This is a genomic window from Pseudonocardia sp. ICBG1293 (genome assembly GCF_020131355.1).
Classification (GTDB): domain Bacteria; phylum Actinomycetota; class Actinomycetes; order Mycobacteriales; family Pseudonocardiaceae; genus Pseudonocardia.
The window spans coordinates 620,488-644,202 of the sequence record NZ_JAHLEL010000038.1; the positions used below are offsets into that span (position 1 = coordinate 620,488).

Below are 23,715 nucleotides of genomic sequence, written 5' to 3' on the forward strand. Positions count from 1 at the left end.
CGGGCGGGCCTGTCACGATGGTCGCGATGCGACTGCCCCGACGACTCCACCCCGTGATCCGGCAGCGACGCCGTCGCAGCACCGGACTGCTCACCGCCGCCGTCGTGGGCGCGCTGACGGCGGGCCTCGTCGCCGTCGCCGGGCCGCAGCTCACCGCGAACAGCACCGACGCCGCCCAACCGGGCGCCCGGCCGCAGGCGGCGCCGGCGGCACAGCCGGCGCCGGACCCGGACACCTGCGCCCCGATGGTGGCGGCACTGTCCCCGCGCGACCGGCTCGCCCAGCGCCTCATGGTCGGGGTGGACGCCGCCGACCCGGCCGGGGCGACCGCGATCGTCCGGGCCTCGCAGGTCGGCGGGGTGTTCCTCGGCGGCAACGACACCGCGCTGCTGCAGCAGGACCGGCTCGCGGCGCTGCAGACGGCGTCCCGCACGCCGCTCGCCGTCGCCGTGGACGAGGAGGGCGGCCGGGTCCAGCGCATCGACGAGCTCGACGGTGACGTCCCCAGCGCCCGGCAGATGGCCGCGTCCGAGAGCCCCGAGCAGGTCACCGAGATCGCCCGGGAGCGCGCCGGACAGCTGAGGGCCCGCGGCGTCACCTGGAACCTCGCGCCGTCGGTGGACGTCTCCGACCAGCCGCGCACCGCCGTCATCGGGGACCGGTCGTTCTCCGACGACCCGGCCACCGTCACCCGCTACGCCGCGGCCTGGGCCGAGGGGCAGCAGGCCGGCGGAGTGTTCGGGGTCCTCAAGCACTTCCCCGGTCACGGGCACAGCTCCGGCGACTCGCACAAGGGATCGGTGAGCACCCCGCCGCTGGAGCAGCTGCGCGGGAACGACCTGCGGCCCTACGCCGACCTCGTCGGGCCGGGGAAGCCGCTCGACGGGCGGGTCGGGGTCATGCTCGGCCACCTCGACGTACCCGGTCTGACCTCCGACGTGCCCACCAGCATCGACGCGGCCACCTACCGCCTGCTGCGAGCCGACTACCGGTTCGACGGTCTGGCCATGACCGACGACCTCGGCGCGATGAAGGCGATCACCGACCGGTTCGGGCTCGCCGAGGCCGCCACCCGGGCACTGAGCGCCGGTGCGGACATGGCGCTGTTCTCCAACGTCACCCCGGTCGCGCCGCTGCTCGACGCCGCGGAGAAGGCACTGGCCGACGGGCGGATCACGGCGCAGGACAACGACACCGCCGTCGCCCGGGTGCTGGCGGCCAAAGGGCTCTGCACCCGGGGCTGACGCGGGCTCAGCCGGCGAAGAACGCCCGGATGTCGGCGGCCAGCTCGGCGGGCCGCTCCAGGGCGGCGAAGTGTCCGCCCTCCTCGTGGGTGCTCCAGTGCTCGATCTGGGTGTTGTCCCGCTCGGCGAACACCCGGACCGTGCGGAAGTCCGAGGCGAACACCGCGACCCCGGTCCGCGCGTGGTTCACCCGCGGCTCCGCGCCGGCGCGTGCGTCCTCGAAGTAGATCCGGGCCGAGGTCGCCGCGGTGTTGGTCAGCCAGTACAGCGACACCTGGGTCAGCAGCTGGTCACGGCTCACCAGCGCGGTGCCGTTGCCGAAGGACGCGAACAGCTCGGAGTAGGCCAGCTGCCCGACCGGTGAGTCGGCCAGCGCCGCGCCGATCGTCTGCGGGCGGGAGGCGTTCATCCCGTTGTAGCCGCCGACCGAGGAGAACCACTGCAGGAACTCCAGTGCGGCGTGGTCGTCCGGTCCCAGCCGCTCGAACTCGGCCGGGTCGCCCGACGGGAACGAGAACAGCTGCAGGACGTGCAGCCCGAGGAACCCCGGCGGGTCGAGCAGGCCGAGCTCGCGTGCGACGAGTGCCCCGGCGTCGCTGCCGTGCGCCCCGTAGGAGGTGTAGCCGAGCCGGCGCATCAGGGTGTCCAGCGTCGCGGCGATCCGGGCGGTGGTCCAGCCGCCCCCGGCGAGCGGGGTGCTGAAGCCGAACCCGGGCAGCGACGGCACCACCACCGAGCAGGCGTCCTCGGCGCGGCCGCCGTGCGCGACCGGGTCGGTCAGCGGGCCGATCACGTCGAGGAACTCCGTGAACGAGCCGGGCCAGCTGTGCAGCAGCAGCACCGGCGTCGCGCCGGGCTCGGCCGAGGGGACGTGCACGTAGTGCAGGGTCTGGCCGTCGATCTCGGTGAGGTACTGCGGGTGGGCGTTCATCCGCTCCTCCTGGGCCCGCCAGTCGAAGCCGTCGCGCCAGTACGCGACGGTCTCCGCCAGCCAGGCGTTCGGCGTGCCGTAGGTCCAGTCGTCGCCCGGCGCGGGACGGGGCAGCCGGGTGCGGGACAGACGGTCGGCGAGGTCGTCGAGGTCGGACTGCGGGATCTGCACGGTGAACGGCGTCATGGGCGCTAGCCTGCCGCCCGAACAGGAACGCTCCGTTCCTGTTCGGCGACCCGATCCCGGGAGGTTCCGTGGCCGACACCGCCGCCCGCCTGCTCGCCCTGCTCGGGCTGCTGCAGAGCCGTCCGGAGTGGACCGCACCGGAGCTGGCGGAGCGGCTCGGCGTCGGCACCCGCACCATCCGCAACGACGTCGCCCGGCTCCGCGCCCTCGACTACCCGGTGCACGCCGTGCGGGGCGGGGCCGGGCACTACCGGCTCGGGCCCGGCGCCCGGCTGCCCCCGCTCCAGCTCGACGACGCCGAGGCCGTCGCCGTCGCGATCGGGCTGCGCACCGTGAGCGCGACCGGTGGGCGGCTGGGGGACAGCGGCGACCGCGTCCTGGCCAAGCTCGACCAGGTGCTCCCGGACCGGCTGCGCCGCCGCGTCGCCGCCATCCACGACGGCACCGTCGCGGGGCCGCGCAACACCGACACCGTCGACCCGGACCCGGAGGTCGACCCGGTGGTGCTCACCGAGCTCGCCACCGCGGTCCGCGACCACACCTGCGTGCGGCTCGACCTGCCCGGGCAGGAGTGGCCGGTCACCGTCGAGCCGTACCGGCTGGTGGCCTGGCAGGGGCGCTGGTACCTGGTCGGGCGGCTCGACGGCGGCTGGCGGACCTGGCGGGTCGACCTGGCGAACCCGCGGCCGGCGACCGGACGCACCTTCGTCCCGGACCCGCTGCCCGGCGGCGACTACCCGGCCCTGGTGCTGCGCGAGGTCGCCTCGACCGGCTGGCAGGTGCACGTCCGGATCACCGTGGACGCGCCGGCGTCGACGGTGCTCGCCCGGATCAACCCGGCCGTCGGCGCGGTCGAGGAGGTCGACGACACGCACTGCGTCCTCGTGACCGGTGCGGACAGCATCGAGACCGTCGCGGTGTACGTCGGGCTGCTCGACCTGGACTTCCACGTCACCGAGCCACCGGAGCTGGTGGCGCGGCTGCGCGCACTGGCCGACCGCTACACCCGCGCGACGACGGGCACCTGAGTACGCACGAGGGCCCCGCACGACACCGTGCGAGGCCCTCGGCAGGGGAGAACGACGGTCAGGACGCCATGTCCAGCCCGCCGTTCACGCTGATCACCGAACCGGTGACGTACCCGGCGCGGTCGTCGACGAGGAACTGCACGGCACGGGCGATCTCGTCGGCCTGGCCGAGGCGGCCGACCGGGATCTTGGAGACGATCTTCTCCAGCGCCTTCTCCGGCACCGCGGCGACCATCTCGGTCTCGATGAAGCCGGGCGCGACGCAGTTGACGGTGACGCCCTTGCGGGCGACCTCCTGGGCGAGGGACTTCGAGAAGCCGATCAGCCCGGCCTTGGACGAGGCGTAGTTGGCCTGGCCCATCGCGCCGGTCTGGCCGATCACCGAGGAGATGTTGACGATCCGGCCGAACTCGTTGCCGGTCATGTGCTCCAGCACGGCCTTGGTCATGTAGAACGCGCCGGACAGGTTGATCCGCAGCACGGCGTGCCAGTCGTCCACGGTCAGCTTGCGGACGGTCTTGTCGACGGTGATGCCGGCGTTGTTGATCAGGTAGTCCACCCGGCCCCGCTGCTCCAGGACCTCCGACACGACCCGCTGGCAGTCCTCGGGCGAGCCGACGTTGCCCTGGTGCACCGAGAGCGACGCGCCCTCGGCCTCCAGCTTGCCCTTCAGCTCGTCGGCGGCCTTGGAGTTGGACGAGTATCCGGCGGCCACGTGCACGCCGGCGCGGGCCAGCGTGGTGGTGATCGCGGCGCCGATCCCGCGCGCACCCCCGGTCACGATGGCGACGCGCTGCTCCGGGTGGGTGTCGGTGATCGCGGTCATGGGTTTCCTCCAAGGGTGTCGAGAGTGCGCTTCATGCCCCGCTGGACCGCGTCGGCCAGGTAGGGCCGGAGCTGGTCGGGGGTGACGATCCGGTGCACCGAGCCGACGGACTGCGCCCGCTCGATGGAGTGCTGGGTGTCGAACTCCTCGGCGACCTGGCCGAGCTTCTCCGAGCGGACGTCCGGGCGGAGGGTGGCGAGCTCGCCGCGCAGCCGGGCGGCGGCCGCCTCGTCCCCGTCGGTGACGGCCCGGGTGATGCGGGCCTCGAGGTCGGTGATCCGCGGGTCCTTGGCGGTGCGGTCGTTGACCTCGCCCGCGAACACGACGGCCGCGGCCGGTGCCCCGCCGAGCACGGAGGCGTAGGAGCCGGTGATCGCGGCGACCTCCATGTTGTCGTTCAGCGTCCCGGAGAACACGACGAACGCGCCGCCGTGGTAGCGGGAGACCACGCAGAACACGATCGGGCCGTCGAAGTTGACGATGGCCCGGCCGATCTCGGCGCCGTTCTCCAGCTGCAGCCCGCGCAGCGACTCCGGGGAGCCGTCGAACCCGGACAGGTTCGCCAGCACGACCAGCGGGCGGTTGCCCGACGCGGCGTTGATGGCCCGCGCGCACTTGCGCGAGGAGCGGGGGAACAGCGTCCCGGCGGTGAACTGCGACGGCCCGTCGACCGGGCGCGGCCCGCGCCGCGGCAGCGGCCGCGACTCGATGCCGACCATCGCGACCGGCTGACCGCCGAGGTGGGCGTCGAGCGCGACGACGGACTCGGCGTCGTGCATGTCGGCCCAGCGCTCCGACGTCGGGTGGTCGGCGTCGGCGACCCCGCGCAGCACCGAGCGGATGTCGAAGGGCTTCTTGCGCTCCCGGTTGGTCTCCGGCGCCCAGATCTCGCCCAGCGTGCCGAAGTCGCAGTTCGGCCCGGAGTGCGGCGCGGTGGTCACGTCGCGCGAGACCGGGTCGGTGGTCGGCGCGGGCCGCGGGAACCGCTCGCCCGGCTGGGTCCAGGTGTGGGCGTAGTGCGCCAGCAGCACCTGCACCGCGCCGCCGAGGTCCGGTGCCCAGTACTGCGCCTGCCCGTTCGGGCCCATGATCCGGTCGTAGCCGCCGATGCCGAAGTTGTCCTCGGCCGAGACGCCGCCGGAGAAGTCCAGCGAGTGCTTGCCGGTGAGCACCATCGCCGAGTCCGGTGTCATCACCAGGATGCCCCGGGTGTGCATGAGCATCGTGGCCTCGGCGTTCCAGTAGGGCTGGGCGCCGACGTTGATGCCGGTGACGACGACGTTCATCTCGCCGCCGTCCTGGGTGAACTCGATGATCCCGCGCAGCACCCGGGAGATCCAGTCCATGTTCTCGGTGCCGGAGTCCATCGCGATCTTGGCGCCGGCCGAGACGGCGAACCACTCGACCGGCACGTCGAGCTCGCGGGCCAGGTGGATCGCGGCGAGCACGCGACGGCACTCGGGCTCGGCGATGGCGCCGAGCGCGCGGGTCGGGTCGCCCAGCAGCACGACCCGTCGCATGCCCTCCGGGTAGCGCCGGGTCGGCACCGAGACGACGCCGAGCACGAGGTTGGCGCTGTTGTTGCCCGGAGCGCGGTCGACCGGCCGGGGCACGCCCGCCTCGTCGAGGTCGTACTCCTGCCAGGTGCCCGGGCCCGCGTCGACCGGGGCGGTCAGCAGCGGGACGATCTCGTACGGGTAGACCGCGCCGCGGCGGCGGGCCTTGAGGACCTTCTGGTCGTAGGCGTCGAGCTCGCGCATCGGCTCGGTCGGCGGCTGGTCGAGCTTGACCGTGAGCCCCGCGCCGGGCGGGCGCGACATCCGCAGCAGCATCGAGCGCGGCCCGCCCTGGCCACCGGTGACGGCCGGGTCGGCGGTGCGGAACTCGACGAGCACCTGCTCCAGGCCGAGGTTCGCGGTGCGTGGCGCGAGCCGGCGGACGACGGCGTCCAGCTCGGCGAGCGGGACGTCGACCTCCGGCCACACGTAGAGCGCGATCCGGTTCCACGACATCCGGGCCAGCGTCCGGTCGCCGGCGCGGGCGGCGCGCAGCGAGTTGATGCAGGCGTCGAGCGCCCGCTCGAACTGCGGCAGCGAGCGGACCCTGCCGGTCTCCTCGTCGCGCAGCACGGTCAGCTCGCGCACGTCGGCCATCGCGACCAGCCGGTCGTCCGCGGTGACGGTGCGGCCGGTGGCGCGGAACAGGTGGACGTCGGTGGCCGCGGGGAGCCGCTCCAGCTCGAAGTCGCGGAAGCGCCACAGCCGCAGCCGGTCCGCGACCAGCGGGTGCATGCCGCGCAGGGTGCGGTCCTCGACGAGCTCGCCGGTCTCGTCCGGCCGGAAGGTGAACCAGGTCGGTGCCTCGGCCTCCTCGCTGGGGACGCCCTCGGCCCGCGGGTTCGGCCGGACCGCGACGGCGACCCGGTGCAGGTGCGCGGGCACCTTGCCCAGGGCCGCGCGGACCCGCTCGGCGCGGGCGTCGGGGTCGCCGCCGTCGTCGGCCTTGGTGGAGGTGACGTAGAGGTCGACCAGCGCGGTGCGGTCCCCGTCGAGCTCGCCGACCCGGCGGCGCAGCTCCTCGGCGACGGCCAGCGCGGCGGCCGGGTCGTTGTTGTCGATGACCGACGCGAAGACGGTCCGGTCCCGGCCCAGGTGCTGGTAGCGGGCGGTCAGCACCGGCTTGCCCGCGTGCTCGTCGAGCCCCAGGTCGCGCAGCACCCGCACCCGGTAGTAGCGCCGGGTCATGACCTCCAGCAGGACGGCGTCGTGGCGTTCCCCGAACACGCCCAGGATCGGCTCCGAGGACCCGACGAGGGTGTCGATGCGACGCGCCCGGTCCGGGGTGTCCGGATCGGTGGCGAGCACGTCGAGGCTCTCCCGCACCTCGGCCAGCGCCTGCTCCCGCTCGGCGGCGACGACCGGGGCGTCGAAGGCCCGGTAGCGCGCCAGCCGCGCGGTGTCCCCGACGACGGGGTGCCGCAGCTGGGTGGCCACGACGACCTCGTCGAGGGTGCGCAGGTAGTCCTCGCGCGCGGCGGGGGACAGGTTCGCGACCGACTCGGGGTGGCGCAGCCGCCAGTTCAGCAGGTCCAGCACGACCGGCACCTGCTGCGGCGCGCGGCGGTGGGCCAGGAACATCCGGTAGAGCGCCGGGCCGAGGTCGTCGGCCCGGCCCGCGGCACCGTCGATCTCGGTGACGCCGTAGTGGGCCAGCGCCCGGCGCAGCTTGGCCTGGAACGACTCGGGCAGCCCCTCGTCGTCGGCGTCGCGGCTGCGCAGGTAGGCGTAGAGGTACTCCTGCGGGTTGCGCTCGGTCTCGCCGGTCTCGTCGTCGGTCTCGGACCGGTTGCGCGAGAGCTGGCACAGGTCGGCGAAGATCTGCAGGACCGCGGTCTCGCCCGCGAGCACCGCCGGGTCGTCGGCGGCCAGCTGCTCGCGGGCACCGGCGAGGCGACGCAGCTGCGGGCGGGCCTGGCGCTCGTCGACGTCGAAGCCGAGCACCTGGAACCGCAGCGCGGACAGCGCGTCGGCCGCGGTGGCCGCGGGGTCGGTGTCGGTGCCGGCGCCGGCGAACGCGGACAGGTCGGCGCGTTCCCCGCTGGGGACGGCGGCGTCCGCGTCCGCCGACGGCTCCAGCCGCACGAGCTTCGTGCCGCCGTCGACCTGGGTGTTGGCCGGGACGAGGATCTCGGCGACGGTGCCGTCGAACGGCGCCCGCAGGGAGGTCTCCAGCTTCATCGACTCGACGACGGCGAGGGTGTCGCCCTCGGACACGGTCTGGCCCGCGGTGACCGGCAGCGCGACGACCATCGCCGGGGCCGGGGCGCGCACGATGCCCGCCTCGCCGCCGGAGATGCGGTGCACGGCGCCGTCGACCTCGACCAGGTAGTCCGACTCCTGCGCGACCGACAGCACCGTCCAGGAGCGGTCGCCGACGGTGAGCCGGCGTTCGTAGGCGCCGTTGCGCTCGACGTCGACGTCGACCGCGGTCCCGTCGAGCTCGACGGTGTAGCGCCCGGCGCGGGTGCGGGCGACCTTCAGCTTGTAGGACTGCCCGGCGACGGTGACGTCGGTCTGGTGCCAGGTGTCGTAGCCGACCTCGGGCCGGCCGGCCTCCGCGGAGCGGAACAGCCGCTCCTGCTGGCGGGCGACGTGGCCGTCGTGGCTCTGCACGGCGGTGGCGAGCAGGGCGACGTCGAGGCGGCGCGGCGGGGCGTAGCCGTCGGCCATCATCGTGTCGAGCCAGGTGGTCTGCAGCTCGCCGGAGCGGAACTCGTCGCGGTCGAGCAGGTCCAGCAGGAACGCCTTGTTCGTGGAGCCGCCGTCGATCACCGCGGCGGTCTGGCGCAGCGCCCGGGACAGCCGTGCCCGGGCCTCGTCGCGGTCGCGGCCCCAGGCGATCACCTTGGCGATCATGGAGTCGAACTGCGGCGGGATGACGTCGCCCGCGGCGACGCCGGTGTCGACCCGGATGCCGGGGCCGGACGGCAGCGCGAGGTGCTCGATGCGGCCGGGGGCGGGGGCGAACTCGCGCTCCGGGTCCTCGGCGGTCAGCCGGGCCTCGATCGCCCAGCCCTGCGCCGCCGGGACCTCGCGGGCGACCTCGGCCAGGGTGCCGCCCGCGGCGACGTGCAGCTGCAGCTTGACGACGTCGACGCCGGTGCAGGCCTCGGTGACCGGGTGCTCGACCTGCAGCCGGGTGTTGACCTCCAGGAAGGAGAGCAGCTTCTCCTCGGGCTGGTACAGGAACTCCACGGTGCCCGCGTTGACGTAGCCCGCGGCGCGGGCCAGCTCGGCGGCCGAGGTGCGCAGCAGCGCCTCCTGCTCGGGGTCGAGCGCGGTGGAGGCGGACTCCTCGATCACCTTCTGGTTGCGCCGCTGCACCGAGCAGTCGCGCACCCCGAGGGTCCAGACGTCGCCGGTGGCGTCCGCGACGACCTGCACCTCGACGTGCCGCCCGCCCGACACCGCCCGCTCCAGGAACACGGTCGCGTCCCCGGCGGTCCGCGACGCCTCGGACGCGGCCCGCTCGAAGGCCTCGTCGAGCTGTTCGGGACCCGCGACGTACCGGATGCCGCGCCCGCCACCGCCCGCGGTGGCCTTCACCATCAGCGGGTAGCCGACGGTCGCGGCGGTCTTGCGGGCCGCCTCGACGTCGGCGACCGGCCCGCCCGACCACGGCGCCATCGGCACGCCGACCGACTCGGCCAGCTGCTTGGACGCGATCTTGTCCCCGAGCCGGCGCATGACCTCCGCCGACGGCCCGACGAAGGTGATCCCCAGCCGCTCGCACAGCTCCGCGAAGTCGGCCTTCTCCGACACGAACCCCCAGCCCGGCCAGACCGCGTCGGCGCGGGTGGCACGCAGCGCGCGCTCGAGCTCGGCGAAGTCGAGGTAGGGGCTCGCGCCCATGTGGTCCGGGTCGTCCGGGCCGATCAGGACGGCCTCGTCGGCCTCGCGGACGTACATCGCGCGGCGGTCGACCGCGGTGTGCAGCGCGATCGTGCGCAGGCGGCGGTCGGGCCCGTTCTGGGCGTTCCACTCACGGACGGCGTTGATCAACCGCATGGCGGGTTCACCGCGGTTGACGATGGCGATGCGCGAGAACATGGCTGGGCTTCACTGCTCCTACGGGGTGCGACGACGAGGACGGCGGCGGTGTGCCGCACCGACATCGTCGTCGTGCGGTCGGCGGTCGGTGCGGACGGTGGCCCGGTCGGTGCCGGAATGCGGGCGGGCTCACCTCTCGGGCGGGGATCTTCCCGCCCACTGTGGCCCGTGTCACCCGGTCGTGGCTACTCTCCGAAGGCGATGCGGACGTCGTCGGAGGTCGGGGCGGCAGCCGGTTCGGTCTCCGCCGCGGTGGTCGGGTCCAGGTGGACCTCCGGTGCCATCACGGCCGGGTCGACCTCGAGCACCGCGTAGCCGCCCACCGCGCCGGCGCCGAAGCCGGGGGCGAACACCCGGGTCCGGCCGGACACGACGCCGTCGGCGACGGAGTCGAACAGCGCGATCGGGATGGACGCCGCGGACACGTTGCCCATCGACCCGATGTTGAAGTACAGCTGGTCGGCCGAGAGCCCGGCGGTGGCCGCGAGCTGCAGGATCATCGTCTTGTTGGCCTGGTGCGGGACGATCAGGTCGACGGCGTCGAGCATGGACCCCTCGCCGTCGGGCCCGGTCTGCTCGGTGAGCTCGCCGATCATCTGCGAGAGGTAGCGGGCGACCAGCGCCTTGACCTCGGGGCCGTAGACGGTGATGTCGTTGTCGAACTCCGGGTTCGGCCAGATGATCGAGTTCACCTGGGTGTCCGGGCCGGAGGCGTAGGTCTGCAGCAGGTCGATGTCGCCGCGCTCGCCCTCGGCGGCCGGGGCGATGACCATCGCGGCCGCGCCGTCGCCGAAGATCATCCGCGAGGTGCGGACGTTGCCGATCTTGTCGGAGAACTTCTCCACGCAGACCAGCAGGACCGGGCGGTGGACCTCCTGCAGCTGGCGCACGGCCTCGGACAGGCCGTAGGGCAGCCCGGCGCAGGCGGCGACGATGTCGGCCGAGCAGTGTGTCTGGAGCAGGCCCAGACGCCCGGACAGCCACGTCGACAACGACGGGATGAGCCGCTCGCTGGTGCAGGTGGCGACGAGCACGGCACCGATCTCGGAGCGGTCGCGCCCGGAGTGCTCGATCGCGCGGACCGCGGCGGCCCAGGCGAGGTCCTCGATGTCCAGCTCGGTGTAGCGGCGCTGGTCGATGCCGGTCTTGGCGGAGATCTCCTCGGCGCTCATCGGCGACCAGGAGAACGCGGAGTTGCGGACGACGTCGTCGTTGGAGCAGACGTGCTCGCCCCGGACGACCGCCAGGGCCTCCACCTTCGGCTGCACCGCGAACGCCTCGCGGACCCGGACCGGGGGCAGCGGGGTGGCGGGCTCGACCGGGTCGGACTGGGTGGAGAGCCGGCCGCGCCGGGCCGGGCGGGCGCCGGTGGCACGGTCGAGGAACTGCTCGACGTCGCGGTTGCGCGGGTGGAAGGCGATGACGTACTCGTCGTCACCGATCTCGTCGGCGGTGCGCAGCTCGGTGGCGGCGCGGTCCCAGGGGTACTGGTTGTGCAGCACCATCGCCCAGCGGGTCAGCGCCTCGAGCTCGGGGCGCTCGGCGTGCGCGTCGAGGATCTCGGTGAACGAGAACACCGGGTAGTCCGGGTCGTGGTGGGGCACGACGAAGGTCTGCGCGCCGGGGGTGGTGAGGAACTGCTCGACGGTCGGCTTGACCGCGGGCAGCTCGGTCGCGTGGTGGCGGCGGTTGCCGTAGACGTCGAAGAGCAGGTCGAAGATGCGGCGCTCGGTGGCCTCGTCCCAGGTGGGCGGGAGGGCGGCGAAGGCCTCGGCGACGGCCCGGACCTTCTTGTCGCCGTCGCGCCAGGGGGTGAGCAGCGGGAGGAAGACGTCGCTGCGGTGGCGGGGGAGGTCGCGCCAGCGGGTCGGACGCTTCTCGAACATCGTCAGCGTGTACCGGTTGACCCAGAAGAGGTTCTGGCTCATGTCCCGCAGCAGCGCGAAGCGGCTCTCGTACGCGCCACCGGTGACCCGCTCGAGGATGTCGGTGCCGGTCGGCGCCTTCGCCTCGAAATCGCGACCGACGATGGCGGTGAACTGCTTCAGGTCGTCGATGACGGAGAAATCGAGTTCTCCGAGGAAATTGGCGGGAAAGACCATTCGGTCGTGGTTGTTGACCACGAACGGCTTCATGTGACGACCTCCAGCAGCGGCGTCGACCGGCGGAATCGCCAGGCGGGATGCGGTGCGGCCTGGTCGATCGGATCGGTTGCGGTGCCGGCAACGCTATCGATGAACAGTCACGATCGGAATGTGATCCAGCCGCCGAGTGTGCGCTCTCACGCATGGACGGTCAACTCGGACCGGGATCGGGGAGAATGTTACCGGCCGGTCCTACCCGTCGGTTATCCGAAAGAATTCCGCGAATCCGCAGGTTGGCGGGCAGGGCTCGTCCACTGTGGAATGATCATTGGGGGTGCCCGGCCGGTCGCGGTGCGTGCGCGTGCGCGTGCACGCGGCGGCGTGGTCGTGGGCGTCACAGCCGGCGGGGTGATCGTCACCCGCACCTGGTGGGCCGCACCATCGGCCGAACGGGGGAGGGGGTCGCTCCGGCTCCGATGTGGACGGTCCCTCCGCGGGCGGCGTGGCGTCCCGGCGGTCCGGGTACGGGCGGGGGCCGCCGGAAATGCGTCGGTCGAATGCGGCCCCCGTTCCCGACCGGTCCGGAACTCAGTCCCCGACGGCGGCCGGTGCCGGTGCCGCGACGGACTCCGCCGCGGGTGTCGGGGTGAACAGCACCAGCACGGTCGCGACGAGCCCGGCCGCGCCGGCCGCGACGAAGGAGATCGTGTAGGCGAGGGCCGAGGGCGGCCCGCCCTCGCCGAGGACGTGGGTCGTGGTGACGGCGGCGACGACCGCGGTGCACGAGCTCGTGCCGAGCTGGCGGGCGAGGGTGTTGAGGCTGTTCGCCGCGGCGGTCTCCGACTCCGGCACCGCCCGCATGATCGTCAGCGGGATCGCCGAGTAGGCGAGCGCGGCACCGACCGCGGCCACCGTGGAGGCGACCATCAGCAACGGCACCGTCGACGGCATCGCGGCGAAGGCGAAGTTGCCCGCCGCCAGCAGGAGCGTGCCGATCACCAGGGTGGTGCGCGGGCCGCGCAGCCGCGACAGCCGGGCGGAGGCGGAGGAGAACACCACCATCGAGCCGCCCATCGGCAGGAGCACGAGTCCGGCGACCACGAGCGAGAGCCCGAACCCGTACCCCGTCGTCACCGGCGCCTGCAGGATCTGGGTGGCGAGCACGAAGCCGGCGAACATCGCGAAGCCCACCAGCACCGAGGCCAGGTTCGTCAGCAGCACCGCGGGCCGTGCGGAGACCCGCAGGTCCACCAGCGGCGCGGGGACGCGCAGCTCGTAGCGGACGGTCGCGGCCACCAGCACCGCCGTGCCGGCGAACAGGCCGAGCACGGTCGGGGAGGCCCAGCCCCAGTCGTTGCCCTTGGAGACCGCGAGCAGCAGGCACACCAGCGCCCCGCCGACACCGAGTGCCCCGGGCACGTCGAACCGGCCCCCGGTGCGCAGCCGCGACTCGGTCACCAGGCGCCGGACCAGCAGGATCTGCACGACGCCGAGCACCGCCGCGCCGGCGAACAGCCACCGCCAACTCGCGAACTGGGCGACGACACCGGTGATCGGCAGCCCGATCGCCCCGCCGAACCCGAGCGAGGACGACATGAGCCCGACCCCGGACCCGACGCGGTCGGCGGGCAGGACGTCGCGCATCAGGCTCATCCCGAGCGCGATCACGCCGAACGCGGCGCCCTGCAGCACCCGGGCGACGAGCAGCAGGCCGATCCCCGGCGCCAGCGCGCCGAGCAGCGACCCCGCTCCGACCAGGCCCAGCGCGACGAGCAGCATCCGCCGCTTGCCGAACATGTCGCCGAGCCTGCCCAGCACCGGCGCCGACACCGCACCGGCGACGAGGTTGGCCGTGATCAGCCAGGAGGCCGTCGACCCGCTGACGTCGAGCAGCTCCGGGAACCGGGGGAGCAGCGGTACGACCATGGTCTGGACCAGCGAGACGAGCAGACCGCACGAGGCCAGGACGGCGATCGCGACGCCGGGGCGCGGCGGGGCCGGTGCGGGTTCCTCGGGGTGGGAGCTCCGGGGCTGCGGGTGCGGACGGCGTGCCCGGAACACTCGACCTCCGTGGTGGGTGACAGATCGTGCCGACGGGTGGGACCCGCCGAAGCGGGAGTCACCCATCAGATGAGCACGTCGGTCACCCGTCCGGCAAGCCGGGTCATTCCTCGCGTGCGGGGACCGGCTCGGGCGCGGGCGGTCCGTCGTAGGTCGCCGAGGGCCGGATCAGCCGTCGCTGCGCGGCCTGCTCCCGGACGTGCGCGCACCAGCCGACGACCCGGCTGACCGCGAAGGTCGGGGTGAACATGCTGCGGGGGATCCCGCACCCCTCCATCACCACGCCCGCGTGGAACTCGACGTTCGCGAACAGCGGGTGGTCCGGGCGCAGCTCGGCGAGGGTGGCGGCCACCCGCTGTTCGACGTCGGCGGCGCGGGCGGGCAGCGGCCCGCCCAGCTCCGCGGCCACCTCGCGCAGCAGCGCCGAGCGCGGGTCCGGACCGCGGTAGACGGCATGGCCGAACCCCATGATCCGCATCCCGGCGGCCAGCCGGTCGGCCACCCAACGTTCCGGCGAGCCGCCCGCCTCGCGGTCGATCGCGTCCAGGCTCTCCAGGGCGCGGTCGGGTGCGCCGCCGTGCAGCGGCCCGGCGAACGCCCCGAGCGCGGCGACCACGCAGGACGCCACGTCGGCGCCGGTCGAGGCGACCACCCGGGCGGTGAAGGTGGAGGCGTTGAACCCGTGGTCCACGGTCGCGACGAGATAGGCGTCGAGGGCGCGGACGTGTGCGGGCTCGGGCTCGGCCCCGCCCAGCATCCACAGCCAGTTCGCCGCCGACGACAGGTCGGTGCGCGGGGCGACCGGGTCCAGGCCGTGACGCAGCCGGTGTAGCGCGGCGAGCACCGTCGGTGTCGCGGCGCAGACGGTGGCGGCATCGCCGCTGCCGGCCGCCGGGTCGTCCCAGAGCGGGCGCATCCCGTGTTGCGGGCCGAGCAGGGACAGCGCGGTGCGCAGCCCGGCGAGCAGGTCGGGCCCGCAGGCGTCGGCGATGGCGGGCAGCTGCGCGGCGACGGCGCCGGGCAGCGTCCGGCCGGGCCCGGTGGCGGCGGTGAACTCCGCGAGATCGGCGGCACCCGGGAGGCGGCCGTGGACGAACAGGAACCACACCTCGTCGAAGGTGCGGGTGCGCGCGAGCTCGACCGCGGAGTACGGGCCGTAGTGGTAGAAGCCCTCGTCGCCGCGGACGTCCCCGATCCGGGTGCTGGTGACGGCGACGCCGCGCAGGCCCGGTGGGACCTGTCCGGCGGTGGCGCCGATGCTGTCGGTGCTGGTCATGACCGGACCGTGCGCCGCCCGACATCCGTTGTCAATATTGATCGGATCAATGTTGATACGGTCCATCCCGTGGAGTACCTGACCGTGGCCGAGACCGCGGAACGCCTCGGGGTCAAACGCGAGACCGTGTACGCCTACGCCAGTCGTGGGCTGCTGACCAGCGTGCGCGGCGCGCAGCGCCGGGGCAGCCGGTTCGCCCAGGACGAGGTGGAGGCGCTCGCCGCCCGCGGCCGCGAGTCCGGGGAGCCGTCCGGGACGGTCGAACGCATCAGGACGCGGATCACACTCGTCGCCGACGGCGGGCCGTGGTTCCGGGGGGTCGCGGCGCCCGGGCTGGCGGGCTCCTCGGACCTCGAGCACGTCGCGGCGCTGCTGTGGGAGGTCCCCGGCCGGGTGGCGTTCGCGCCCGACTCGGACCTGCTCGCCACGGCCCGCGCCGTGCTCGCCGCCGCCCCCGCCGCAGCGCGGGCGACCGACCGGTTCCGGCTCGCCGTCGCCGCGGTGGCCGCGGCCGACCCGCTGCGCGCCGACGCCCGACCGGCCGCGGTGGTGGCGACGGCGTCGTCCCTGCTGGGGACGGTCGTGACCGCGCTCGCCGGAGCGGCGACGTCGGTGGGGGAGCCGGAAGACGGCGGGGACCTGGCGCACCGGCTGCTGCCGGCGCTGGCCGGTGACCCGGCAGGGTCGCCCGTGCCCGGGACGGCCGGACACGTCCGCGCCGCGCTGGTCCTGCTCGCCGACCACGGCCTGGCGTCGTCGACGGTCGCCGCCCGGGTCGCGGCGAGCACGCTGGCCGACGTGCACTCCGTCGTCTCGGCCGGGCTCGGCGCGCTGGACGGGCCCCGGCACGGCCTGGTCAGCGGGATGGCCCACCGCTTCCTCGCCGAGGCGCTGGAGGACGCGCCGGGCGCGCTCGGCCGGCGGCTGCGGGCCGGTGAGCGGATCCCGGGGTTCGGTCATGCGGTCTACCGGGGCACCGACCCGCGGGCGGCGGTGCTGCTCGACCGGCTCCGCGCCGATCCGGCCGCGGCCCGGATCGTGGACTGCGTCGACACCGTCGTCGCGGGGGCGGGGCGGGGCGGTGACGGCCCCGCCCCGAACGTCGACCTCGCGCTCGCCGCGCTGATGCACGCCCACCACCTGCGCCCCGACGCCGGCGAGCTGCTGTTCGCCTGCGCCCGGACCGTCGGCTGGGTGGCCCACGCCCTGGAGGAGTACGCCGAGCCCGGTCTGCGGTTCCGGCCGACCGGGGTCTACACCGGGCCGCGTCCCGGGTCGACCAGCGCGGCGAGCACCACGACGTTGTCGGTGTAGCTGCCCGCGGCCCGGTCGAAGGTCCCGCCGCAGGTGACCATCCGCAGCCCCGAGCCGGGCAGGTCGCCGTAGACCGCCGCGGTGGGGAAGCGGTCCTTGGCGTAGCGGCGCACGGCCTGGACCTCGAACGTCGCGGTGGTGCCGTCGGCACGGTCGACGCCGACCAGGTCGCCGGGGGCGAGCGCGTGCAGCCGGAAGAACGGCCCCGGCTCGTGGTCCCAGTCGACGTGCGCCGCCAGCACCGCGGGCCCCCGGGTGCCCGGGGTGGGGGCGCCGGTGTACCAGCCGGTGGCGGCGCCGTCGGGCGGCACCGCCAGCGCCCCCCGCTCCGTGAGACCGAGCGGGACGAGCCCGCTGTCGAGCCCGATCGAGGACGCCCGCACCCGCACCGGGTCCGACGCCGGCAGCGGGGCCGCCGCCGGGCGCGCGGTACCGGTGGGCAGCGGCGGTACCGCCCCGCCGAGCGCCACCGGCGGCACCCCGGGCGGGACGGCGAGCGCCAGCACCACGAGCACCCCCCACCACACCCGCCGCATCCCGCGCGGCGCCCGGCCGCCGCGCGCCGGGCGCCCCGGCGCGGGAGCGGGGGTCACGAGTGGCGGGTCGTCAGGGGGAGGGCGGCGCGGCCGCTGCGCCGCCCGGACCACACGACGACGCCCGCCCCGGCGGCGAGCACCGCCCCCGCACCGCCCAGCAGGAACGCCGTCGGGTCGACCCCGGCGCCGCCGGACCCGTCGCCGGCCTCGACGCCACCGCCCGGGACCGTCCGTACCTGCCCGGTCCCGGCGGCCGCGACGAGGTCCGAGCCCTCGCACGCCCGGCCGTCGTCGTCGCGGTCCAGGTCGTTCGGGTCCGAGGGGTCGGCGTCGAGCACCGCCTGGGCCTGGGCGCGGGAGAGATCGATGCAGTCGAGGTCGCCGGCCTGCTCCCCGGTGTCGGCCCGGGGCGCGGCGGCGGTGACACCGGTCGCCGCCGGGACGGCGGCCGACGCCACCCCGGCCAGCGGGACCCCGGCGAGTGCGGCGAGGGTGAGCGACGCGGCGACGGCCCCGGTACGGCGGACGAGCGAACGTGCGGTCATGAGCACTCCCTAAGGTCGCAGGTGTTCGGGGTTGATGCCCCGGATGCCCGGGACGACGGGGTGTGGCTGATGAGCTGTTGCCGCTTCGGTGGCTCGGAAGGAATGGCCGCCCCGTCGTTCTGGACAGGCCTGGCCACTGATTCGGATCTGATGCGAACCGTCGCTGATTAGGGACCTGATGGCGGGTTGTCCACGGGCGTGAACTGCAACAACAGGAGTTTGTTCGTGGCGCGACGAGCAGTGGTCTGGATCGGGATCGACGTCGGGAAAAGGACCCACCACGCCTGCGCTGTCGATGCCGAGGGCAAGGTTGTGTTCTCCCGCAAGGTCGGCAACGACCAGGCCGCGATCGAAGCTCTGCTCGATCGGGCGTCCGCCGCGGCCGAGGACGTGCGGTGGGCGATCGATCTGACCAACAGCTATGCCGCGCTGTTGCAGGTCGTCCTCACCGCAGCCGACCAGCGGGTGGTCTACGTTCCCGGGCGGGTCGTCAACCGGATGAGCGGCGTGTTCCGTGGGGAGGCCAAGACCGACGCCCGCGACGCAAAGGTCATCGCCGACACCGCCCGCATGTCCGGCGCCGACCTCACCGTGGTTACCGCCACTGACGAGACCACTGCTGAGCTGCGTCGGCTCGTGGCCCACCGCGAGGACCTGATGGCTGACTGGGTACGCGGGGTCAACCGGCTGCGTGACCTGCTCGGGTCGATCTTTCCCGGTCTCGAGGCGGCCTTCGACTACTCCACCCGCAGCGCTCTGGTGCTGGTCACCGGGTTCCAGACACCGCAGGCGCTCCGAGACGCGGACACAGCCGGAGTGATCGAGTATCTGCACGCCCACCGGGCATGGGCACCAGGCATCCCCACGATGGCGGCCACCGCGGTCGCCGCAGCCCACGCCCAGACCGTGACCCTGCCCAGCGAGACGCGGACCGCGGTCCTTGTCGCCGGCCTGGCCCGGCGGCTGTTGGAGCTCGACCGGGAGATCAAAGACACCGACAAGCTGATCACCACCGTGTTCCGCACCCACCCGGACGCGGCGATCATCGAGTCGCTGCCCGGACTCGGCCCCATTCTGGGCGCGGAATTCCTCACCGCCACCAACGGCGGTGTCAGCAGCAGTATCGGCGCTGATGTCGGCTCCGAGCTGGGTGGCTTCGCCAGCTCGGGACGGCTGGCCTCCTACGCCGGCCTCGTCCCAGTGCCCCAGGACTCCGGCCGGATCAGCGGGAACCTGCGCCGCCCACGACGCTACAACCGCCGCCTGCGGCGAGTGTTCTACATGGCCGCGCTGTCCAGCCTCAAGGTCAACGGCCCGTCCCGGGCCTTTTACCAGCGCAAACGCAGCGAAAGAATGCTGCACACCCAAGCTCTGCTCGCCCTGGCCCGACGCCTGGTCGACGTCCTGTGGGCCCTGCTGCGTGACCGGAGAATGTTCACCATCACCGCACCACAACCCGCTACCGCGGCTTGACACCATCATTCGGATTCCTTGTGGCGAACGTGATCATCGTGACCGGTGGGGCGAACGGGACGCCCGCTCCGATGACGGAGAGTGAAGCGACACCCCGTCGACGGCACCAGCGAAGTCGCCCGGACGGGGTTCACCGGTGCGGGTGGCGTCGCCCGCGGTGACGGGGTTCCCGGCGTGCCGGAGCGCGCCCGGCCCGGTGCGGCGGTCAGGATGGGCCCGTGACGACCACCCCCGATCCGCCCCGGCGCCGGTCCCTCGACGACGGCGTCTCCGAGGCGTTCGTCGAGCTCTGGTCCCAGCGCCGCCCGTGTGTCCTGGTGACCCCGCGCCGCGACGGCAGCCCGCACGCCGTGCCGGTGGGGGTGACCGTCGACGTGGCCGGGCGCACCGCCCGGGTGATCTGCCGCGGCGGCTCGCAGAAGGCGCGCAACGTCGTCGCGGCCGGCCCGGCCGGCGCCCGGGTCACCGTCACCGTCGTCGACGGGCGCACCTGGTCCACGCTGGAGGGCGTCGCCGTCGTGCGCGACGAGCCCGAGGTGATCGCCGACGCCGAGCGTCGCTACGCCGCGGAGTACAAGCAGCCGCGGGAGAACCCCGAGCGGGTGGTGCTGCAGATCGCGGTCGACCGCGTCCTCGGCAACGTCTGAGGGGATACTCGCCGGTGTGGACCTGCCGGAGACGACCTTCCTCGGCCACAGCACCCTGCGGCTGCGGATCGGCGGGCGCACCGTCCTGACCGACCCGGTGCTGGGGCGCTCGGTCGGGCCGTTGCGCCGCACCTCGCCCGCCGTCGACCCGGCGACGCCCGCGGGGGCCGACCTGGTCCTGATCTCGCACCTGCACGCCGACCACCTGCACCTCGCCTCGCTGCGCCGGCTGCCCCGCTCGGTGGAGGTCGTGGTGCCCGCGGGGGCCGGCGACTGGCTCCGCGGGCGCGGCGTCGCCCGGGTCTCCGAGCTCGCCGTCGGGCAGACCCGCGTCTTCGACGGGCTGCGCGTCACCGGCACCCCGGCCGACCACTCCGGGCACCGGTGGGGGCCGCGGTTCACCCACGGACCGCAGGCCGACGCGATGGGACACCTGCTGGAGGGCGACGGGCTGCGCGTCTACGTCGCGGGCGACACCGGCCTGTTCCCCGGGCTCGACGACGTCGCCGCCCAGGGCCGGATCGACCTGGCGGCGCTGCCGGTGTGGGGATGGGGCCCGCAGCTGGGGCCCGGTCACCTCGACCCGGCCGGAGCCGCCGAGGCCGTCCGGCGGCTCGCACCGGCCGTCGCGCTGCCGGTGCACTGGGGGACACTCGCCGTCGCCGGGCTGTGCGCGGTCCCGGGGCGTACCGGGGCCCGGATGCGGGAGCTGCTCGTACGCCCGCCGCACGAGTTCGCCGACGCCGTCGCCGCGGCGGGGCTGCCCACCCGCACCCTGGTGCTCCCGCCCGGTGCCGCGGTCGGGACCCCGGCGTGAGCGCAGTGCACCTGCTGGCCGGCCCCGCGCAGGAGTGGCTCGACGCCGAGCTCAGCCCGGACGCCGGGCGGGTCGCCTACCTCGTCGTCGCCGGGGGAGTGCTGCTGGGATCGGTGGTGCCGGTGGTGCCGACCGGCGCGATCGTCGGTGCCGCGGCGGCGACGGCCATGACCAGCTCCGCGCTGTCGCTGCCGGTGGTGCTGCTGCTGGCCTTCGCCGCGGCCCTGGCCGGTGACGTCGTCACCTTCGCCGTCGCCCGGCTCGCCGGTGACCCGGTCCGGGCCGCCGTCGCGGGCGGGCGCCTCGGCGGGCGGCGCACCGCGGCCCGGATCGAACGGGTGCGCGGTGCGTTCGCCGAACGCGGCTGGCTGGTCGTGCTGGTCGGGCGGGTCGCCCCGGCGGGGCGGGTCCCGACCCTGATCGCGGCCGCGGTCTCCGGCATGACCTGGACGACGCTGGTGCCCGCCGTCTCCGCCGGTGCCGTGCTGTGGACGCTGCTCTACGGCGTGCTCGGAGTGCTGACCGGCAACCTCACCGACTCCCCGCTGGTGGCCGCGCTGCTCGCGGTCGGGCTGGTCGCCGTCGTCGCCGCGGTCACCGCGCTGGCCGGACGGCTGCGGACCCGCCTGCGGGCCCGCCATCCCACCGGCTGAGGCCGCCCGCGGCCGCGCACACGGAACCGGCCGGGCGCGACGGGAGGGGGGTGTCGCGCCCGGCCGGAGCGGGTGCCCGGGGCGTGGCGTCGCCCCGGGGAGATCAGGTCAGTTACCGCCGCCGAAGGGGTTGATGCCGAACGGCAGGTCGCCGGGACCGCCCCCGGAGGACCCGCCGTCGGGAACGGTGCGCGACCCGTTCTGCGCGGTCGCGGCGGCGGTGTCGCGCACGCTGCCGAGGGTCACGGGCACCTCGCGGGCACCGGATCCGCTGCCGACGGTCAGGGTCACCTGCTGGCCGGGGGTGAAGTTGCCGACCCGGGCGATCAGGTCGGCGAAGCTCGACACCGGGTACTCGTTGACCTTGGTGACCACGTCGCCCGCCCTGATGCCCGCGGTCGCCGCCGGGGAGTCCGGCTCCACCGTGGAGATCTGGGCACCCGCGGCCTCGCTCGGCGCGCCGCCGGAGGCCGAGACCGAGCCCTGCACACCGAGCTGCGGCTTGGTCGCGACACCGGAGTCCATCAGCTCCTGGGCGACCCGCTTGGCGGTGTCGACCGGGATCGCGAAGCCCAGCCCGATCGAGCCGGAGCTCTGCCCGGCGGTCGCGATGGCCGAGTTGATGCCGACGACCTGCCCGGCCAGGTTGACCAGCGGGCCACCGGAGTTGCCCTGGTTGATGGGCGCGTCGGTCTGCAGGCCGTTGTAGACGACCGGGGCCTGGCCGTCGCCGCCGGCGGTGACCGTCCGGTTCAGCGCCGAGACGATGCCCGCGGTGACGGTGCCGGACAGCCCCTGCGGCGAGCCGTTCGCGACGACCTGCTCGCCGACCTGCACGCTCGAGGACTCCCCGAGCGTGGCGGGCTTGAGGTCGGTGGCGCCCTCCAGCCTGATCACGGCGAGGTCGTAGCTGGGGGAGGTCCCGACGACGGTCGCGGTGTACTGCCTGCCGTCGGCGGTGGACACGGTGATCCGGCCGCCGTCGGCGGCGTTCGCGACCACGTGGTTGTTGGTGAGGATCTGGCCGTCGGAGGTCAGGACGACCCCGGATCCCTCGGCGACGCTCTGCGCGTTCCGCACCTGGATGTCCACCGTGCTCGGGGTGATCGCGGCCGCGGCGCCGGCGATCGAGCCGTCGGCGGGGGTGGCCGGGGTACCGGGGGCCGCGGCGCTGGTCAGCGTGGCCGGGGCGGCGGAACCGTCGAGCACCAGGTAGGCGCCGCCGACGCCGGCCGCACCACCGACCAGGGCGGCCGTCAGCGCGACGGCGGCCAGGCCCGCGCCGAACCGGCGCGGCGGCCTCGGTGCCGGGCCCTGCTGCGGGAACGGCGGGTACACCGAGGTGGGCGGGCTGCCCGCGCCGTAGGCGGGGATCGTGGGGTTGCTCGTCGTCGCCCACGGCGGAGGGGTCTGTGCCCCCTGGCCGTCCCCCTGCTGCCGGTGGTCGGTGTCGGTCACGGTGGTCGCCTCCTGTGCGCGGGTGCCGTCGGCGCCGGCCGGGTGGGCGGGGACCGCCCCCTCGGCACGTCGCTCGGGCCGGACGGGGTCGGTGGCGCCGCCTCCGGTGGAGGTCCGTCCGTCGGACGGCTCGCCCGTTCCCGGCCCGTTCTCGGTCATGGGGCAACTGTGCGCCGTGACCCTGAGACGACCCTGTGACCGCGCTGGGAATCGGTCGGGCATCGGGTGAGAGTGTCCGGCCCGCCGGGGGACGCGGTCCGGTCCCCGCGGTCAGGACAGGGCGCCGACCACGGTGAGCACGAGTCCGAGCACCGCGAGCGCGGCCCCGCCACGGGCCCACAGCCGCTGCGCGCGCCGGTCGGAGTCGGTGAGCTCGGCCTCCGTGCGGGTGGACAGCACGAAGGTCCCGCCGGGATCCTGCGGCGGCCGGATCACCAGCGGCCCGTCGCGGTCGTCGACCTCGCCGAGGACGTACATCGCCACGCCCGGGCGCAGCACCCACTCCTGGTTGCGGTAGCCGACGGTGCGGTCCCCGCCGCGGCCGCGGTCCTCGGCCGGGTCGAACCGGTCCAGCACCCGTTCCACCGGGTCGGGCCGGCGCCCGCCGTGGTCGACGCCGATCGTGTGCCCGTCGCGCAGCAGCGCCCAGCCGTGGGGGGAGCTGCGCTCGGCGACGGTCTCGGTGTGGGTCTGCGTGCGGTGGCGCCCCTCGTCGTCGCGCTCGCGGCGCTCGAAGCGGCGCTCCACCCGGTGCAGGTGCCAGACGCACTCGACGCCGGCGAGCTCGGAACGGAGCACCCCGACGGGGGCGGGCGCGGTCTGCCCGACGACCTCGCACACCTTCCGGAAGGTGCCCGGCCGCCCGGCGAGCTCGGCGGCGACGCCCGCGAGGTCGAGCAGCTCGGGTACCGACAGCGTCTCGGCGGCCATCATCGCGTGCACCCGGCGCTGGGTGCGCACCGCGACCCAGACGCAGGCGGCCCCGGCCAGCAACGCGACGATCCCCACCCACAGCACGGCCGGAACC

General features: G+C 74.6%; 17 protein-coding genes. 7 read left to right on the forward strand and 10 right to left on the reverse strand.

Annotated features, from left to right (window positions below):
* Positions 1 to 56: 56 nt before the first annotated feature.
* Positions 57 to 1,244, forward strand: a complete 1,188-nt coding sequence (locus KPF47_RS16750) for a glycoside hydrolase family 3 N-terminal domain-containing protein (RefSeq protein ID WP_374108861.1) — start codon at positions 57 to 59, stop codon at positions 1,242 to 1,244.
* 7 nt (positions 1,245 to 1,251) lie between these two features.
* Here the strand turns inward: KPF47_RS16750 and KPF47_RS16755 are convergent, their stop codons facing one another.
* Positions 1,252 to 2,361, reverse strand: a complete 1,110-nt coding sequence (locus tag KPF47_RS16755) for an epoxide hydrolase family protein (protein WP_224389690.1) — start codon at positions 2,359 to 2,361, stop codon at positions 1,252 to 1,254.
* A 68-nt stretch (positions 2,362 to 2,429) separates the two neighbouring features.
* Between KPF47_RS16755 and KPF47_RS16760 the strand changes: the two genes are divergently transcribed.
* A complete protein-coding gene (locus tag KPF47_RS16760) occupies positions 2,430 to 3,389 on the forward strand; it encodes a YafY family protein (protein WP_224389691.1) in 960 nt (319 codons plus the stop codon).
* Positions 3,390 to 3,447: 58 nt separating this feature from the next.
* Here the strand turns inward: KPF47_RS16760 and KPF47_RS16765 are convergent, their stop codons facing one another.
* From KPF47_RS16765 to KPF47_RS16785, 5 genes are all read right to left on the reverse strand, one after another.
* Positions 3,448 to 4,215 carry a beta-ketoacyl-ACP reductase gene (locus tag KPF47_RS16765; RefSeq protein ID WP_224389692.1) on the reverse strand — a complete coding sequence of 256 codons (768 nt, stop codon included), beginning with the start codon at positions 4,213 to 4,215 and terminating at the stop codon, positions 3,448 to 3,450.
* A complete protein-coding gene (locus KPF47_RS16770; protein ID WP_224389693.1) occupies positions 4,212 to 9,824 on the reverse strand; it encodes a biotin carboxylase N-terminal domain-containing protein in 5,613 nt (1,870 codons plus the stop codon). Before KPF47_RS16770 ends, KPF47_RS16765 begins: the two co-directional genes overlap by 4 nt.
* Before the next feature lie 185 nt (positions 9,825 to 10,009).
* Positions 10,010 to 11,959: a 3-oxoacyl-ACP synthase III family protein gene (locus KPF47_RS16775; RefSeq protein WP_224389694.1), complete on the reverse strand. Its 1,950-nt coding sequence runs from the start codon at positions 11,957 to 11,959 to the stop codon at positions 10,010 to 10,012.
* A 537-nt stretch (positions 11,960 to 12,496) separates the two neighbouring features.
* Complete coding sequence (locus KPF47_RS16780) at positions 12,497 to 13,969, reverse strand: MFS transporter (RefSeq protein WP_224389695.1); 1,473 nt, start codon at positions 13,967 to 13,969, stop codon at positions 12,497 to 12,499.
* A gap of 103 nt (positions 13,970 to 14,072) precedes the next feature.
* On the reverse strand, positions 14,073 to 15,245 hold the full coding sequence (locus KPF47_RS16785) for a citrate/2-methylcitrate synthase (RefSeq protein WP_224389696.1): 1,173 nt from the start codon (positions 15,243 to 15,245) through the stop codon (positions 14,073 to 14,075).
* 69 nt (positions 15,246 to 15,314) lie between these two features.
* Between KPF47_RS16785 and KPF47_RS16790 the strand changes: the two genes are divergently transcribed.
* Positions 15,315 to 16,559: a citrate synthase gene (locus KPF47_RS16790; protein ID WP_224389697.1), complete on the forward strand. Its 1,245-nt coding sequence runs from the start codon at positions 15,315 to 15,317 to the stop codon at positions 16,557 to 16,559.
* Here the strand turns inward: KPF47_RS16790 and KPF47_RS16795 are convergent.
* Both KPF47_RS16795 and KPF47_RS16800 read right to left on the reverse strand, forming a co-directional pair.
* Positions 16,499 to 17,152, reverse strand: coding sequence for a class F sortase (locus tag KPF47_RS16795; RefSeq protein ID WP_224389698.1), 654 nt, complete (start codon positions 17,150 to 17,152; stop codon positions 16,499 to 16,501). The two genes, KPF47_RS16790 and KPF47_RS16795, sit on opposite strands and share 61 nt — an antisense overlap.
* Positions 17,149 to 17,640: a calcium-binding protein gene (locus KPF47_RS16800; RefSeq protein WP_224389699.1), complete on the reverse strand. Its 492-nt coding sequence runs from the start codon at positions 17,638 to 17,640 to the stop codon at positions 17,149 to 17,151. Before KPF47_RS16800 ends, KPF47_RS16795 begins: the two co-directional genes overlap by 4 nt.
* A 225-nt stretch (positions 17,641 to 17,865) precedes the next feature.
* Between KPF47_RS16800 and KPF47_RS16805 the strand changes: the two genes are divergently transcribed.
* The 4 genes from KPF47_RS16805 (at position 17,866) to KPF47_RS16820 (ending at position 21,230) form a co-directional block, all read left to right on the forward strand.
* Entirely contained in the window at positions 17,866 to 19,113 is a 1,248-nt protein-coding gene (locus tag KPF47_RS16805; protein WP_224386790.1) for an IS110 family transposase, read from the forward strand.
* 218 nt (positions 19,114 to 19,331) lie between these two features.
* Positions 19,332 to 19,760, forward strand: a complete 429-nt coding sequence (locus tag KPF47_RS16810) for a pyridoxamine 5'-phosphate oxidase family protein (RefSeq protein WP_224389700.1) — start codon at positions 19,332 to 19,334, stop codon at positions 19,758 to 19,760.
* A gap of 16 nt (positions 19,761 to 19,776) precedes the next feature.
* A complete protein-coding gene (locus KPF47_RS16815) occupies positions 19,777 to 20,577 on the forward strand; it encodes an MBL fold metallo-hydrolase (RefSeq protein ID WP_224389701.1) in 801 nt (266 codons plus the stop codon).
* On the forward strand, positions 20,574 to 21,230 hold the full coding sequence (locus KPF47_RS16820) for a DedA family protein (RefSeq protein ID WP_224389702.1): 657 nt from the start codon (positions 20,574 to 20,576) through the stop codon (positions 21,228 to 21,230). The genes KPF47_RS16815 and KPF47_RS16820 overlap by 4 nt, the downstream gene beginning before the upstream one ends.
* Positions 21,231 to 21,338: 108 nt before the next feature.
* Here KPF47_RS16820 and KPF47_RS16830 read toward each other — a convergent pair whose 3' ends face one another.
* Entirely contained in the window at positions 21,339 to 22,847 is a 1,509-nt protein-coding gene (locus tag KPF47_RS16830) for a S1C family serine protease (protein ID WP_305080435.1), read from the reverse strand.
* Between the two features lie 111 nt (positions 22,848 to 22,958).
* Positions 22,959 to 23,705: an E3 ubiquitin ligase family protein gene (locus KPF47_RS16835; RefSeq protein ID WP_224389703.1), complete on the reverse strand. Its 747-nt coding sequence runs from the start codon at positions 23,703 to 23,705 to the stop codon at positions 22,959 to 22,961.
* Positions 23,706 to 23,715 lie beyond the last annotated feature (10 nt).